The following is a 14,801-nucleotide window of genomic DNA, read 5'->3' on the forward strand; positions in this document are numbered from 1 at the left end:
TGCAGCTTACCCCCTGTTCCAGCGTCTTTTCTCAATGGCTATGTATGTCCATATGAGAAGTACTATTACTGCCGATGCGAAGAAGGTAAGATCAGAAAGTCTGATGAAGCCCTCTGAAAAATATGCGAATCTTGGCTGAGCCGCAAATGCGTAGAGCACAGACTGTGCCTTGGGGAACTGGGACATGAAGCCCGAGTTTGCAAAGTCGTCGATGAAGAGGAGTATGAACATTACTACTTCACCGATGATAGCTGCCAGTATGGAGTTCTCGGTAAGTGCGGAAATGAGCATGCCCAGTGCAATGTACATGAGTCCCCAGCAGAAGATGCCTATGTAGGCGCATATGAGCTGGCTCATTACGACCTCGCCCTTCATTGCCGTGATGATGGGGAATGAAAGTGTTCCTGCCAGCATGAAGAGGTATACGGTGACGTTTGCAAGGAACTTGGCAATGACTATTTTTGCCACGCTGACGGGAGAGGTCATGAGAAGCACCTCTGTGCCGTTCTTGCGCTCGTCTGCGAATGTCCTCATGGTGAGGATAGGCAGCAGGAATATGAAGTAGAGTATTACCGAGTAGAACATCTCGGTAAATGAGAATGGCACGGTGTCTGCACTGACTGAGCCCTCTTTGCCAAGGTCACTGATGAGGTTTGCCATAGGAAGTGCAAAGAGCAGCAGGAAAAGTGCTGCTATAGCGTAAGCGAAAGGAGTGTAGAAGAAAGATTGCAGCTCCTTCTTATAAATAGGAAACATGATTATTCTTCCTCCTTTTCTGCTTCGTTTTCGCGGGACTCGTCCTCGGCGCCCTCACTGCCCGACTCGTCGGGAGTCTCTTCAAGGAGTTCCTCAAGTCCCGACTTCTTTACGGGGCGGTTTATGAGCTCGATGAATACGCTTTCGAGGTTTGGCTTGTCCGCATATATCTCAAGAATGCTTATGCCGTTTTTGAGGCATTCAGCCATAATGGAATCCCTGACTGAGTCAAAGTCGCCCTCCAGCTGAACTGTAAAGGCGTAGATACTGCTGCCCTCGTCATCGATGGCAGTGATTTCCTTTACGCCCTTTGTGAGCTCGATAACGGAGGCTGCCTTTGACCTGTCGCCCTTGATCTTCATATGGAGAGTGAGCGATGTGGCAAAGGACTTCTCCAGATTCTCAATGGTGTCGATAGCTCTGATGTCGCCCTTGTTGATTATGACAACGCGGTCGCATACAGCGCTTACCTCGCTGAGGATATGGGAGCTGAATATTACGGAGTGCTCCTTTTTCAGGTCCTTGATGATAGCGCGGACCTCTGCTACCTGATTGGGGTCGAGACCGACAGTAGGCTCATCGAGGATAAGGAACTTGGGATTGCCCAGAAGCGCCTGAGCAAAACCGACGCGCTGCTTGTAGCCTTTTGAGAGGTTGCGTATGAGCTTGCCCTCAACGTCCTTTATTTTCAGAAGCTTCATAACGCGTTCCATCTCGTCTTTTCTTTTGCCTCTTGGGACCTGCTTTAGTCCTGCGCAGAATGAGAGGTATTCCTTGACTTTCATATCGGGATACACGGGAGGTATCTCGGGGAGATAGCCGATATTCTTCTTTGCCTTGACGGGCTCCTTTGTTATGTCTGCGCCGAAGATGCTGACAGTTCCGTCGGACATGGGCAGATAGCCTGCTATCATGTTCATGGTAGTCGATTTGCCCGCTCCGTTGGGACCGAGGAAACCGAGGATCTCATTATCGTTTATTGTAAAGCTTATATGATTGACAGCGCGGTTGCTGCCGTAATACTTGGTAAGATTTTCAATAGTGACCATGAGGCGCTCCTTTCTGATCTTAAAAATCAAATATTTAATATAAAATAGTGTACTATTGCCTATTATAGCATACTGCTATATTATTGCAGAATAATATTAACGTGAGATTAACAAAATATGAATAAAATGTTAATTCCAACAGCGTTGGCTGAGGATCCGATGCTGTACGGACAAATAGCAGCAAGTATATATTATCGCCGAAGTGTGTGGATTTGGTGAGAGATTATTGAGTTTGAGATGAATGTTTTTGGCTTTTAGTTTGTGTGCGAAATTTGTTAATATCTCGTTAATATATCAGGAAAACCTTGGATTTTTCGAGTGGACAAAATGTACAAAAATGGATTTGCTATTGTGTGCATTGCAACAAAAATGACTTTGCCTAAATGGTAAAACACCCTAAACTGTTGACACAAATTAAAACGTGGGATATAATAATTCTTGAAAATAGTTTGAGAATTGTGTGTAGTCTGCGTGAAAATACACACAGTGTACGAAGTATTTTCGTATGCGCTCCCCGAAAGTACGCCTTTCTGGGGGCAATTAACCATTTTTAAACCTATACTACAGAGAGGGGTAAAAAACAATGATAAGCAAAAAGAATAAGGCTCTCGCAGCAGGCATTCTTGCTGCTGCAATGTCTGCTTCCGCTGTTGTTCCGGCTATGGCATCAGCTGCTGCTACAACAGAGGCTGCTAAGTCTAACGGCTCTTACAAAGAGATGTTCGATTCACTCTATGAAGACGTTATCACAAACGGTCAGTCCAACGGCTATCTCAGCAAGCAGACTAACGGTTCGGGCTTCGGAATCCCTTACCATTCAGTAGAGACATTCATCGTTGAGGCTCCTGACTACGGTCATGAGACAACTTCTGAGGCTATGTCATACATCGTATGGATGGCAGCTATGCACGATGTTCTCGAGGGTTCAGGCACAGCTTCTGACATCAAGAAGGCTTGGAACACAATGGAGGCTATGATCCCCGGCTGGTCAACAGCTTCAGGCAGAACAGACGTTAAGTATGATTCTATCTGGAAGCAGTCAAGACTCAAGGCTGATACAGCTGAAGAGGGTGACCTTCCTACAGATTATCCTACAAAGCAGCCTAACGTTGATGCTATCAACCCGATGTTCGATGCATTCAAGTCTGCATACAGCAGCGATAAGGGCTACTACCTTATGAACTGGCTGGCTGACGTTGATGACTGGTATGGTTTCGGCGGAAGCGGCAAGTTCACATTCATCAATACCTTCCAGAGAGGTGAGCAGGAGTCTTGTTTCGAGACTGTTCCGGCTCCTTGTCTCGAAGAGCTCAAGTTCGGTATGGAGAGCAGCGGCGATAACGGAAACGGTATCAAGGCTATCTTCAACGGTATCGGCAAGGTACCAAAGCAGTACTCATTCACAAACGCTCCTGACGCTGAGGACCGTGCTATCCAGGCTATCTACTTCGCTAATCAGAACGGCGTAGACTGCGGCGAGATCTCAGGTCTTGCAGGTAAGATGGGTGACCAGTGCCGTAACGATATGTTCGATAAGTACTACAAGGCTATCGCTAAGGATACAAAGCTCACATCTGAGTCAGCAGGTATGGATTCCAAGCACTACCTCATGTCATGGTATACTGCTTGGGGCGGAGCTCTCGGCAACTACGACTGGGCTTGGCAGATCGGCTGCTCACACTCACATCAGTTCTATCAGAATCCTCTCGCTGCTTACGCTCTTCTCTATGATGAGGGCATCAACAGCGGTATGAAGGCTAAGGACGCTGACACAGACTATAAGGAGTCTCTCAAGCGTCAGATCGAAATGTATCAGTGGCTCCAGTCTAAGGACGGTCCTTTCGCAGGCGGTTGTACAAACAGCTGGAGAGGTCGTTACGAGGAGTATCCTTCAGGCCACGCTACATTCTATGATATGGCTTACGTTCCACATCCTGTATACGCAGATCCTGGTTCAAACCACTGGATCGGTAACCAGGTATGGTCAACACAGCGTCTCTGCGAGCTCTATTACTATGTAACAAAGAACGGCGATAAGAGCGGTCAGAAGTACGGCGGTCTCGCTCTTGATGAGGCTCTTGATAAGCTCCTTGAGAGATGGATCGGCTGGTTCGAAGAGAATACACACTTCAACTACACAGATAAGGAAGGTCACAAGTATTCATACTGTATCCCTGCAACTCTTGACTGGGGCAGCAGCGACACAGACTATACTTGCACACCTGATACATGGACAGGTACATACAGTGAGACTGCTAACCAGAAGCTCACATGTACAATCGGCGGTTACGGACAGGGAGACGTTGGATGCGTATCCTCACTCTGTAATACACTTATCTACTACGCTAAGGCTAAGGGCGTAGATCCTAAGTTCGCTACTGAAGAAGGCACATCTGTTGCTGAAAAGGGTCTCTACCTTGCAAACAGACTCCTCTCTGCTCAGTACAACGAGGGACGTGACGAGATCGGTCTTACATTTACCGATACAAACGGAAGCCTTTCAAGAGTATTCCACGAGGAAGTTTATATTCCTACAGGATACAGCGGAACAATGCCTGATGGTTCTAAGCTTGAGCCGGGCGCTACATTCTCATCTATCCGTAAGAGCTACGAGAAGGACGATATGTGGCAGGCTGCTAAGAAGTACGACGAGGGCGTTGGCGATGACAACAACGGCGACGGAAAGGTTGATATCAAGGACTATCAGTTCCAGTATCACAGATTCTGGCACGCTGGTGACGCTATCGTTGCTTACGGTACTATGGCACTTCTCTATCCTGAGGTTAAGCCAGTAGATCCAACTCCTGGTGAGACAACAACTACAACAACTACAACAGCACCTCCTACAACTACAACAACTACAACAACAGCAACAACTCCCGATCCTACAACTACAACTAAGAATACACCTGCTGCAGGCGTATGGGGCGATGCTAACTGCGATAACGACGTAGATATGTCTGACGTTGTTCTTATCATGCAGAGCCTTGCTAACCCCAACAAGTACGGTCTCGACGGTACAGATGCTAAGGCTATCACAGCTCAGGGTCTTGCTAACGCAGACGTTGCTGAGCACGGTGACGGTGTAACTGCAGGTGACGCACTCCGCATCCAGGAGTACCTCCTCAAGAAGGTTGCTTCACTTGATCCTACTAAGTAATTAGTATATAAAACCATTAAAGCTGCACGGCTTATGCTGTGCAGCTTTTTTATGTCACCGCAGGCTTATAGCTCCCAATATTTTCAGAAAAATGCTTGCATTTTAACGGGAATAATGTTATAATATTAGAATAGCATATCTATGCGAAAAAATATATGCAGGAAAGCAGGCGATAAGGTGCTTAGAAGTATGACAGGCTACGGAAGAGCGCAGCAAATACTTAACGGACGGGATATTCTCGTGGAGATTCGCTCCGTGAACCATAGATATTATGAATATTCGTCAAGAGTTCCCAGAACTTACAGTTATATAGATGAAAAACTGAAGGCTTTGCTTAAAACAGGCATTTCACGCGGCAAGGTTGAGATCTCGGTCACTATCAACAACATTGAGGGTAAGGATACTGAGATCGCTGTAAACAAGGGCGCAGCTCAGGGCTATGTGGACGCCCTCAGAAGCATCGCTGACGAGCTGGGCGTTGAGGATGACATCACACTCTCAAAGCTTATGAAGCTCCCTGATATCTTCAATATACAGAAAACTCCCGACGATGAGGAGCAGGTGTGGGAGGACGTTTCCGCAGTTGCCTCCGAGGCTATCCGCCGCTTCGTTGAAATGAGACAGGTGGAGGGCGAACGCCTTAAAGCCGATGTTACCGAAAAGGCTGAGGGTATCCTCGCTATGGTATCAAAGGTGGAGGAGCTCTCTCCCAAGACAGTTGAAAATTACAGGAACAGGCTGTACAAGAAGCTCAGCGAGGTACTTGAGGGCAAGGATATCGACGACCAGAGAGTCGTTACCGAAGCAGCTGTATTCGCTGAGAAGATAGCAGTCGACGAGGAGACTGTACGTCTCAGGAGCCATATCGCTCAGCTGGAAACTATGCTGGCAAGTGACGAGGCTGTGGGCAGAAAGCTGGACTTCATCGTGCAGGAAATGAACCGCGAGGTAAATACCATCGGCTCAAAAGCTCAGGATCTCAACGTCACAAAGGTAGTTGTTGATATGAAGGCTGAGATCGAGAAGATACGCGAGCAGATACAGAACATCGAATAAGACTATGAAGCTGATAAATATTGGTTACGGAAATATGGTGTCGGCAGACAGGATAGTTACTATTGTAAGTCCCGAGTCTGCTCCCATAAAGCGCCTCGTTCAGGAGGCACGCGACGACGGCAGAGCCGTTGACGCAACTTACGGACGCAAAACAAGAGCCGTCATGATAATGGACAGCGGTCACATTATCCTGTCCTCGCTTATCACGGACACTCTTGCGGCAAGAATAAACGGTTCGGGAGGTTCCGACGAAGATGAATAAAGGCAGACTTATAGTTTTTTCCGCGCCGTCGGGCTGCGGTAAGGGTACTATGCTGGAGGAGATTCTCAAAGACAAGAGCTTTGCGTTATCTGTTTCGGCTACTACAAGAGCTCCCCGTGAGGGCGAAAAGGACGGTGTGAATTACCACTTCCTTACCCGCGAGGACTTCGAGCAGCGTATCGCTGACGGCAAATTTATCGAGCACGCAGAGTACTGCCAGAACCTCTACGGCACTCTTGTCAGCGAGGTGGACGGCAGACTTGAACAGGGACTCAACGTTATCCTTGAAATAGAGCCTCAGGGCGCTATGAAGATACGCGAGAAGCGTCCCGACGCGGTGTTTATATTCGTTGTACCGCCGTCAATTAACGAGCTCCGCCGCAGACTGAAAAAGCGCGGCACCGAGACCGACGAGGTCATCGAGGAGCGCGTATCAAAGGCGACATGGGAGGTATCCCAGGCTGAAAAGTACGATTACGTTATTGTCAATGACGCCCTTGAGGACGCTATAAGCGACTTCTTCACGGTCATCCGCGCGGAAAAGCTTAAAGTGGACTACTCGGGAGATATTATAAATGAGGTGTTGAAAAATGCTTAGACCAGCAGTAAACCAGATCATCACAAAGAATGAGAGCTGTTATTCTCTCGTTATCGCAGTTGCAAAGCGTGCAAGACAGATCTCCGAGGAGCTCTACGAAAAGGGCGAGACTCTTGAGGAGAAGCCTGTCAAGACAGCAGTTGAGGAGCTTGCAAGCGGCAAGTGCAAGATAGTGAGCACAGCTCCCGCAGTTACTGAATAATGCCCCTTAAAGCGGAGGTCGCAGTCAGCGGAACAGCCTATTCATTTGATATGCTGTTCAGCTACGCTGTACCCGATAAGCTGGCGGCTAAAACTGCCTGCGGCTGTCGGGTGCTGGTACCCTTCGGAAAAGGAAATAAGCGCAGGATAGGCGTGGTCATGGGCCTCACAGAGGGCGATACAGCCCGTCTGAAGCCCCTTGTGTCCCTTGTTGACGAGGAACCCGTTGTCTCCGAGGAGCTTCTGCGGCTTGCTCTCTATCTCAGGGAGCAGACCTTCTGTACCTACTATGACGCGGTAAAGGCTATGCTTCCCCCTGCAATGAGCGTCAGCACAAAAGAAACGTTCAGGCTTGTTAAGAATTTCACGGGCAGGGACTCCCTGACCCCAGCGGCGGCGGAGCTTCTTGAAAGGCTTGTATGTGCTTCGGACAATAAGGAGCTGAATCAGCTCATAGACGAGCATATCATGGAAAACGGCAGGCGGCTCCCCGACGAGCTCTGCGACGCAGGCGCCATGGACTCGGACAACGTGTTCAGACAGGCGGTGGGCGACGCGGCTGTGAGAATGGTGCGGCTTTCCGACAAGTACATGAGCGCTCCCGAGAGCTTTGACCTTACGCCCAAGCAGAAGCAGGTGGCTGAGTTCCTCAGCGAGTACGGCTCTGCGGCAGTACGTGAGGCTGCATACATGTGCGGCGTTACGGAATCCGTAGTGAAGCGGCTCTGCGCAGGCGGCGCAGCCGAGGAATATGAAGCCGAGGTGCTGAGAAGAGTTGAGGGCGACGCGGACGAGGAAAGACGTCCCGAGGATATAGTCCTTTCAGCTGAACAGCAGAGAGCTCACGACGCAGTGCTGGCACAGCTCAGAGAGCGCAAGCCTGCGGTATTTCTGCTCCACGGCGTTACGGGAAGCGGCAAGACCTCGGTCTTTGAGAAGCTCATAGACGATACGGTGAAAATGGGACGGCAGGCAATGCTGCTCATTCCCGAAATAGGTCTTACTCCCCAGATACTGAAACGCTTCCGCTCGCTTTTCGGCGAAAGAGTTGCCGTTATCCACAGCGGTCTCTCTCTCGGTCAGAGACTTGACGAGTACAAGCGCATAAAGCGCGGTGACGCGGACATAGTAATAGGTACAAGAAGTGCCGTGTTTGCTCCGCTGAGCAATATAGGGCTCATTATTATAGATGAGGAGGGCGAGCGCTCCTACAAGTCGGACAGCTCCCCGAGATATACCACACATGACATAGCCAAGCAGCGCTGTGCATATCATGGTTCCGCACTTCTGCTGGCTTCGGCAACTCCCTCTATCGAGAGCTATTATCTCGCCGAAAGGGGAGCGTATAAGCTTCTGGAAATGAAGGAAAGGTACGGCAATGCACCCCTGCCCGAGGTGAGTATCATTGATATGAACCTTGAGCGAGAGGCGGGCAACCGCACGGAATTCAGCCGCAAATTAGCCGAGGAGATAAGCCTTAACCTGAAAAACGGCGAGCAGTCAATACTGCTGCTGAACAGGCGGGGCTATCATACCATTATAAGCTGCTGCGACTGCTATCAGCCTGTGTACTGTCCCAACTGCTCCGTGCCGCTGACATACCACAAGAAAAACGACAAGCTCATGTGTCACTACTGCGGATATGTAAGTCCGCCTGTGGATACCTGCCCGTCCTGCGGCTCGAAGCACCTGAAAAATATGGGCTTCGGCACACAGAAGCTGGAGGAGGAGCTTTCCACATTCTTCCCGTCCGCGCGGATACTCCGCATGGACGCGGATACCACCTTTTCGCGGTATTCCTATGAGAAGAACTTCACGGACTTCCGCGACGGGAAATATGACATAATGATAGGTACTCAGATGATAGGCAAGGGACTTGACTTCCCCAACGTTACGCTGGTGGGAGTTCTCTCCGTTGACAAGGCTCTGTACGCGGGAGATTTCCGAAGCTATGAGCGCACCTTTTCCCTTATCACTCAGGTGGTGGGACGAGGCGGACGCGGTGAGCGCAAGGGACGTGCTGTACTACAGACCTTTATCCCCGAGCACTACATCATGAACCTTGCAGCCGCTCAGGACTACAAGGGCTTCTACAATGAGGAGATAGCTATCCGCCGCGCAATGATATTTCCGCCCCTTTGCGATATGTGCATTTTCTGCTTTTCGGGAAATGAGGACATATCCGTGAGACTCGGTGCGGAGGCGGTACTGGGGCTGATGAACGGGAAACTGAAGGCCTTGCAGCCCAAAACTCCCGTGAGAGTACTGGGGCCGGTCCGCTGCTCATACGGCAGGATAAACGGCAAGTACCGCTACAGGATAATAATGAAATGCAAGAACAGTGCCGAAATGAGAGGCTTCATAAGTGAGGTGCTCACAGAGTCGGCTAAACTAAAGGAAATGAAAGGCGTCGCCCTTTATGCTGATATGAACGGCGATGTGGGCGTATAATAGAAAAGGATTGATAAAATGGCACTCAGAAGGATTTTAACAGATAAGGACGAGATGCTCCATAAGGTTTGCAAGCCTGTGGAGAAGTTTGACGAGAAGCTGGCACAGCTCCTTGACGATATGCACGAGACTCTCAACAAGGCTGAGGGCGTAGGTCTTGCGGCTCCACAGATAGGCATATGCCGCAGGATATTCATCATGCATCTTGACGAGAACGACAGCATCGAGGCTATCAACCCCGAGGTCACAAAGAAAGAGGGCAAGCAGAGAGTGCAGGAGGGCTGCCTTTCCTGCCCGAATGTGTGGGGCTATGTCACAAGGCCCATGAGCTGCCACTTAAAGGCTCAGGACAGGAACGGCAACTGGTTCGAGCGCGATTTCACAGAGCTTGGCGCACAGTGCACCTGCCATGAGAACGACCACCTTGACGGCCATGTATTCACCGAGATAGTTGAAGAATTCTTCGTACCCGAGGAGACTAAGCAATGAAAATAGTTTTTATGGGAACTCCCGATTTTGCCGTACCATGCCTGCGCACTCTTGCAGAGAGCAGCCATGAGGTAGCGGCGGTGTTCACACAGCCCGACAAGCCAAAGGGCAGAGGATACAAGCTTATCCCCACTCCCGTAAAGGCTGCGGCTGAGGAATACGGGATACCCGTTTATCAGCCCATTTCACTGAGAAAAGGCGACGACGCAGAGGAGTCCATGAGGATACTCCGCGATATAGCTCCCGAGCTCATAGTCGTAACGGCTTACGGACAGATACTCCCCAAGGAGATACTGGAGCTGCCGAAGTACGGCTGTATCAATATCCACGCATCCCTCCTGCCGAAGTACAGGGGAGCAGCTCCCATAAACTGGGTGCTCCTCAACGGTGAAAAGGAGACAGGCGTTACCTCAATGCAGATGGGCGAGGGACTTGACACAGGTGATATGCTCATAAAGAGAGCCACAGCCATAGGCGAAAACGAGACCTATGAGGAGCTCTACGCGCGACTTTCCGCAATGGGCGGCGAAGTCCTTGCGGAGACTATAGAAGCTGTCGAAAAAGGCTCGTTAAAGCCCGAGGTACAGGACGACAGTCTCAGCTGCTATTCTCCTATGATACGCAAGGAGATGAGCGCTCTCGATTTCAGCAAGTCCGCCGCTGAGGTACACAATACCATACGCGGTGTCACTGGCTTTGCAATGCTGGAGGGCAAGCGCCTGAAGGTGTTCCGCTCGGAGATAGCTCAGGGCAGCTTCGACGGTGCCGAGAACGGTGCGATAGTCGATACAGCAAGCTTTGCGGTGAAGTGCGGCGACGGAAAAGCCGTTGTATTCCGCGAGGTACAGCCCGAGGGCAAAAAACGCATGAAAACAGAGGACTTTTTAAGAGGAAAGAAGCTCGCAAAGGGCGATATCCTCGGATAAGGAGAACGTTATGTATATCAATATGTTCATGGCACTGGCAAGATATTATCACTATGGCTATTACGGCACACGCGGTGCAGGAGACCATATCGGCATCTACATCGTACTTTATATCGCTGTTCTTATTATCCCGCTCATTGCGCAGATAAACGTAAAGTCCACATTCAATAAGTACAGCAAGATCGCCAATTCAAGAGGTCTTACCGCCGATCAGGTGGCAAGAATGATACTTGATTCAAACGGTCTGCAATATGTGCGTATCGAGCATGTAAAGGGCAAGCTCAGCGATCACTACGACCCAAAGGCAAATGTGGTAAGACTTTCCGATTCTACCTACGGACAGCGTTCAGTAGCGGCTATCGGCGTTGCTGCACATGAGTGCGGTCACGTATGTCAGCACGCCGAGAACTACGGTCCTATACTTCTCAGAAGCAAGCTGGTACCTGTTACCAATATCTGTTCACATCTCTGGTATATCGTTCTCATAATCGGTTGTATTCTCAGCAGCCTCACTATCGGAACAGGTCTTATTTATCTTTCTATCGCAATGTTTGCGGCAGTAGTCATATTCCAGACAGTTACTCTCCCCGTAGAGTTCGACGCAAGCAACAGAGCTCTCAAAACTCTTGCAAATGACGGTATACTTGAACCAAGTGAAGTTCCACATGCGAGCAAGGTACTCAAAGCAGCAGCTCTCACTTATGTAGCAGGACTTCTCTCATCTATACTCCAGCTGCTCAGACTTCTCCTTTCAGTCAGAAGAAGATAATGACAGATTCGCGATACCTTGCTGTAAAGCTTCTTGACAAGACCTTTTCAAGCGGCAGCTACTCAAATCTGCAGCTTGACAGCGGACTGAAAGGCTCTGACCTTGACGACCGCGACAGAAAGCTCTGCTCCGCCATATACTACGGAGTCATCGAGCGGAAGCTGACCCTCGATCATATCATCGGCGGCCTCAGCTCACGTCCCATAGGGAAGCTTGACGGCATAATACTGAATATACTGCGCTGCGGCGTGTACCAGATAATGTACATGGACAGCGTACCCGACAACGCGGCGGTAAACGAGAGCGTGGCTCTTGCCAAGAAGTTCCGCAAGACCAGTGCTTCGGGCATGGTCAATGCGGTGCTCAGGAATTTTATCCGCAGCGGCAAGGAGCTGAAGTTCCCCAAGGACGCTGTCAAGGCAGCTTCCGTGAAGTACTCCGCTCCCGTTGAGCTGGTGAAAAGTCTCGCCGACGACTACGGCGGAGAAGCGGCGGAGAACTTTTTGGCAGCTTCTCTTGAAAAATCTGTTACATTTTTGCGTCTCAATCCGAATATATGTAGTGAGGAAGAATTTCTTGCAGCACTGGGCGGTATCGAAGCCGAAAAGCTCTTTGACTGCTGCTATGCAGTGAAAAGCGGCGATGTTACGGCGACGGAGGCTTTCAGAAAGGGCTTCTTCCACGTTCAGGGACTTGCCTCACAGCTGTGCTGCATGTGCCTTGCACCCACGGAGGAGGACACTGTCCTTGATATATGCGCAGCTCCCGGCGGAAAGACCTTCACCATGGCGGAGCTCATGAATGGAAAAGGGCAGATATACGCCTTCGACCTTCACGAAAAGAGGGCGGAGCTTATACGCAAGGGCGCCGAGAGACTCGGTCTCAAAAATATAAAGGCGGCGGCAGGTGACGCAACTGTGTTCAACTCCGAGCTGCCAAAGTTCACAAAGATACTCTGCGATGTCCCGTGCTCGGGACTGGGAGTCATCGGCAGCAAGCCCGAGATAAAGTACAAGGATATCTCAGACTTTGCGGGGCTCCCCGATATACAATATAAAATAGTGTGCAATGCGCTGAACTACCTTGCGGAGGGCGGTACTCTCGTGTACTCCACCTGCACGGTGAGAAAGGCTGAGAACGAGGAGGTCTGCGAAAGACTTCTCCGCGAACACCCCGAGCTGGAAGCAGTTGAGCTGCCGAAGCTAATGGGAGCAGACTTCGGCACAATGGCTACACTTATGCCGCCGAAATTCGGAAGCGGCTTCTTCATAGCAAAATTCAGAAAAAAGTAAGGTGATAAATTGGAAAAAGTAGATATTCTCAGTCTTGATCTGGACGAACTTACGGAAGCTCTTACTGCTCTGGGAGAGAAGAAATTCCGCGCAAAGCAGATATTCCAGTGGCTTCACGTAAAAAGAGTCCTTGATTTCGACAAAATGTCTGATATATCTATCCAATTGCGCAGTACTTTAAAAGAAAAATTTTGTATAAATGGACTATTTATACAGAAAAAGCTTGAATCTGCTATAGATAATACGGTAAAATATCTTTATAGGCTTTCTGACGGCAATTTTGTGGAGACCGTTCTGATGGAATACAGCTACGGATACAGTATCTGTGTGTCCACTCAGGTGGGGTGCAAAATGGGCTGCCGTTTTTGCGCGTCTGCAATAGCAGGCTACGTGAGAAGCCTTGCTCCCTCGGAGATACTCATGCAGATATATGAGGCTGAGAGGGACTCGGGCAAAAAGGTCTCTGGGGTGGTACTCATGGGCATCGGCGAGCCCCTTGACAACTTTGACAACGTTATGAAGTTTCTCAGCTTGCTCTCCCACAAGGACGGCAACGATATGAGCCTTCGTCATGTGTCGCTGTCTACCTGCGGTATCGTACCGCGTATCTATGAGCTGGCTGATAAGAAGCTGCAGCTCACGCTTTCGGTGTCCCTCCACTGTGCAGACAACGAGGGCAGAAGCGAGATAATGCCCGTGAACAAAAAATACGAGCTTCCAAGCCTTATCGAGGCTTGCAGATATTACATCGACAAAACGGGGCGCCGCGTAACCTTTGAGTACGCCGTCATCGACGATGTGAACAATTCCGCGGCGGACGCCGACAAGCTGGCAAAGCTGCTGCGGGGCATGAACTGCCATGTGAACCTTATTCCCGTTAATAAGGTAAGGGAAAGAAATTATCATACAGCCCGCTCGGGCGTTGCGGAATTCGCAAAGCAGCTGGGCAGGCGGGGAATAAACGCTACCGTGAGAAGAACTCTCGGCAGCGATATAGAAGCGGCGTGCGGACAGCTCAGACGTGACGCTGCTGCGCAAAGTCAACAGAATGGGGGTGCGGATACTTGAGGTTTCGCTACGGCACGGATATCGGTCTGAAGCGCGAGGAAAACCAGGACGCGGTCAGATGCGAATATTTCGGCCATAATGTGCTCGCCGTCGTGTGCGACGGTATGGGCGGCGAAAGAGCTGGCAAGGAAGCCAGCGAACTCGCCATAGAAGAATTCTTCCAGCGTTTTTCGGCTGATTATAAGGAAAGTCTCAGCGATGAGGACATCCGCAAGCTCCTTATCTCCTCAATGTCGGCAGCAAATTCCGTGATATATACACGGGCGAGGTTCGATTTCAAGAACTTCGGCATGGGGACTACCTGTGTAGCTGCCTTTGTCACAAAGAAAACAGCCTTCATTGCCAACGTCGGCGACAGCAGAGCCTATCTCATCACCGACACGGGTCTTGTAAGAATAACAACTGACCACAACGTAGCCTCGGTGCTCTTTGAACAGGGCAAGATAACCGAGGAGGAAATGGAGGTCCACCCTCAGAAGCATATGCTTGTACGAGCGGTAGGCGTGGATAAAACGGTGCTCACCGACACGTTCATGCTCGACTATGAGGATAAGATAAGTCTGCTGCTGTGCTCGGACGGCCTTTCGGGATATTGCAGTGATGATGAAATATACGGCGTTATTCTAAATTCAGATTTTGATGACGCCGCAGATCAACTTATAAAATTAGCTCTCACCAAGGGCGGCCGCGATAATGTAACTGTTGCGGTAATTTCTGACTAACG

General features: G+C 49.9%; 14 protein-coding genes. 12 read left to right on the forward strand and 2 right to left on the reverse strand.

Annotated elements, in window-relative coordinates; all coding sequences use genetic code 11:
- Positions 1-6: 6 nt before the first annotated feature.
- Both N774_RS0112815 and N774_RS0112820 read right to left on the reverse strand, forming a co-directional pair.
- Positions 7-756, reverse strand: coding sequence for an ABC transporter permease (locus N774_RS0112815; RefSeq protein ID WP_024861619.1), 750 nt, complete (start codon positions 754-756; stop codon positions 7-9).
- Between the two features lie 2 nt (positions 757-758).
- Positions 759-1,805, reverse strand: coding sequence for an ABC transporter ATP-binding protein (locus N774_RS0112820; RefSeq protein WP_024861620.1), 1,047 nt, complete (start codon positions 1,803-1,805; stop codon positions 759-761).
- A gap of 583 nt (positions 1,806-2,388) precedes the next feature.
- Here N774_RS0112820 and N774_RS19640 point away from each other — a divergent pair.
- The 12 genes from N774_RS19640 to N774_RS0112880 all read left to right on the forward strand — a co-directional run bounded on the left by N774_RS19640 (position 2,389) and on the right by N774_RS0112880 (position 14,799).
- Positions 2,389-4,965, forward strand: coding sequence for a glycoside hydrolase family 48 protein (locus tag N774_RS19640; protein WP_024861621.1), 2,577 nt, complete (start codon positions 2,389-2,391; stop codon positions 4,963-4,965).
- A 177-nt stretch (positions 4,966-5,142) separates the two neighbouring features.
- Entirely contained in the window at positions 5,143-6,021 is an 879-nt protein-coding gene (locus N774_RS0112830; RefSeq protein ID WP_024861622.1) for a YicC/YloC family endoribonuclease, read from the forward strand.
- Between the two features lie 4 nt (positions 6,022-6,025).
- Positions 6,026-6,283 carry a DUF370 domain-containing protein gene (locus tag N774_RS0112835; RefSeq protein ID WP_024861623.1) on the forward strand — a complete coding sequence of 86 codons (258 nt, stop codon included), beginning with the start codon at positions 6,026-6,028 and terminating at the stop codon, positions 6,281-6,283.
- A complete protein-coding gene (gene gmk / locus N774_RS0112840) occupies positions 6,276-6,881 on the forward strand; it encodes a guanylate kinase (RefSeq protein WP_024861624.1) in 606 nt (201 codons plus the stop codon). The genes N774_RS0112835 and gmk overlap by 8 nt, the downstream gene beginning before the upstream one ends.
- Entirely contained in the window at positions 6,874-7,083 is a 210-nt protein-coding gene (rpoZ, locus tag N774_RS0112845) for a DNA-directed RNA polymerase subunit omega (RefSeq protein ID WP_024861625.1), read from the forward strand. The genes gmk and rpoZ overlap by 8 nt, the downstream gene beginning before the upstream one ends.
- Entirely contained in the window at positions 7,083-9,533 is a 2,451-nt protein-coding gene (gene priA, locus N774_RS0112850) for a replication restart helicase PriA (RefSeq protein WP_024861626.1), read from the forward strand. Before rpoZ ends, priA begins: the two co-directional genes overlap by 1 nt.
- A gap of 18 nt (positions 9,534-9,551) precedes the next feature.
- The gene (def, locus tag N774_RS0112855) at positions 9,552-10,022 is read left to right on the forward strand and encodes a peptide deformylase (protein ID WP_024861627.1); all 471 of its coding nucleotides are present in this window, start codon (positions 9,552-9,554) and stop codon (positions 10,020-10,022) included.
- The gene (gene fmt / locus N774_RS0112860) at positions 10,019-10,948 is read left to right on the forward strand and encodes a methionyl-tRNA formyltransferase (protein WP_024861628.1); all 930 of its coding nucleotides are present in this window, start codon (positions 10,019-10,021) and stop codon (positions 10,946-10,948) included. Before def ends, fmt begins: the two co-directional genes overlap by 4 nt.
- 10 nt (positions 10,949-10,958) lie before the next feature.
- Positions 10,959-11,717, forward strand: coding sequence for a zinc metallopeptidase (locus tag N774_RS0112865; protein ID WP_024861629.1), 759 nt, complete (start codon positions 10,959-10,961; stop codon positions 11,715-11,717).
- Positions 11,717-13,009 (forward strand): 16S rRNA (cytosine(967)-C(5))-methyltransferase RsmB, encoded by a 1,293-nt coding sequence (gene rsmB, locus N774_RS0112870; RefSeq protein WP_024861630.1) that lies wholly within the window; start codon positions 11,717-11,719, stop codon positions 13,007-13,009. The genes N774_RS0112865 and rsmB overlap by 1 nt, the downstream gene beginning before the upstream one ends.
- 9 nt (positions 13,010-13,018) lie before the next feature.
- Complete coding sequence (rlmN, locus tag N774_RS0112875) at positions 13,019-14,077, forward strand: 23S rRNA (adenine(2503)-C(2))-methyltransferase RlmN (RefSeq protein ID WP_024861631.1); 1,059 nt, start codon at positions 13,019-13,021, stop codon at positions 14,075-14,077.
- Positions 14,074-14,799 carry a Stp1/IreP family PP2C-type Ser/Thr phosphatase gene (locus N774_RS0112880; protein WP_024861632.1) on the forward strand — a complete coding sequence of 242 codons (726 nt, stop codon included), beginning with the start codon at positions 14,074-14,076 and terminating at the stop codon, positions 14,797-14,799. The genes rlmN and N774_RS0112880 overlap by 4 nt, the downstream gene beginning before the upstream one ends.
- Positions 14,800-14,801: the final 2 nt, after the last annotated feature.

Origin of the sequence: Ruminococcus flavefaciens AE3010, from assembly GCF_000526795.1 — a bacterium.
GTDB lineage: Bacteria > Bacillota > Clostridia > Oscillospirales > Ruminococcaceae > Ruminococcus > Ruminococcus flavefaciens_D.

Bases quoted from the DNA above. Each gene is read 5' to 3' on its own strand.
- N774_RS0112815 (WP_024861619.1), bottom strand. From the start codon at position 756: ATGTTTCCTATTTATAAGAAGGAGCTGCAATCTTTCTTCTACACTCCT.
- N774_RS0112820 (WP_024861620.1), bottom strand. From the start codon at position 1,805: ATGGTCACTATTGAAAATCTTACCAAGTATTACGGCAGCAACCGCGCT.
- N774_RS19640 (WP_024861621.1), top strand. From the start codon at position 2,389: ATGATAAGCAAAAAGAATAAGGCTCTCGCAGCAGGCATTCTTGCTGCT.
- N774_RS0112835 (WP_024861623.1), top strand. From the start codon at position 6,026: ATGAAGCTGATAAATATTGGTTACGGAAATATGGTGTCGGCAGACAGG.
- gmk (WP_024861624.1), top strand. From the start codon at position 6,276: ATGAATAAAGGCAGACTTATAGTTTTTTCCGCGCCGTCGGGCTGCGGT.
- rpoZ (WP_024861625.1), top strand. From the start codon at position 6,874: ATGCTTAGACCAGCAGTAAACCAGATCATCACAAAGAATGAGAGCTGT.
- priA (WP_024861626.1), top strand. From the start codon at position 7,083: ATGCCCCTTAAAGCGGAGGTCGCAGTCAGCGGAACAGCCTATTCATTT.
- def (WP_024861627.1), top strand. From the start codon at position 9,552: ATGGCACTCAGAAGGATTTTAACAGATAAGGACGAGATGCTCCATAAG.
- fmt (WP_024861628.1), top strand. From the start codon at position 10,019: ATGAAAATAGTTTTTATGGGAACTCCCGATTTTGCCGTACCATGCCTG.
- N774_RS0112865 (WP_024861629.1), top strand. From the start codon at position 10,959: ATGTATATCAATATGTTCATGGCACTGGCAAGATATTATCACTATGGC.
- rsmB (WP_024861630.1), top strand. From the start codon at position 11,717: ATGACAGATTCGCGATACCTTGCTGTAAAGCTTCTTGACAAGACCTTT.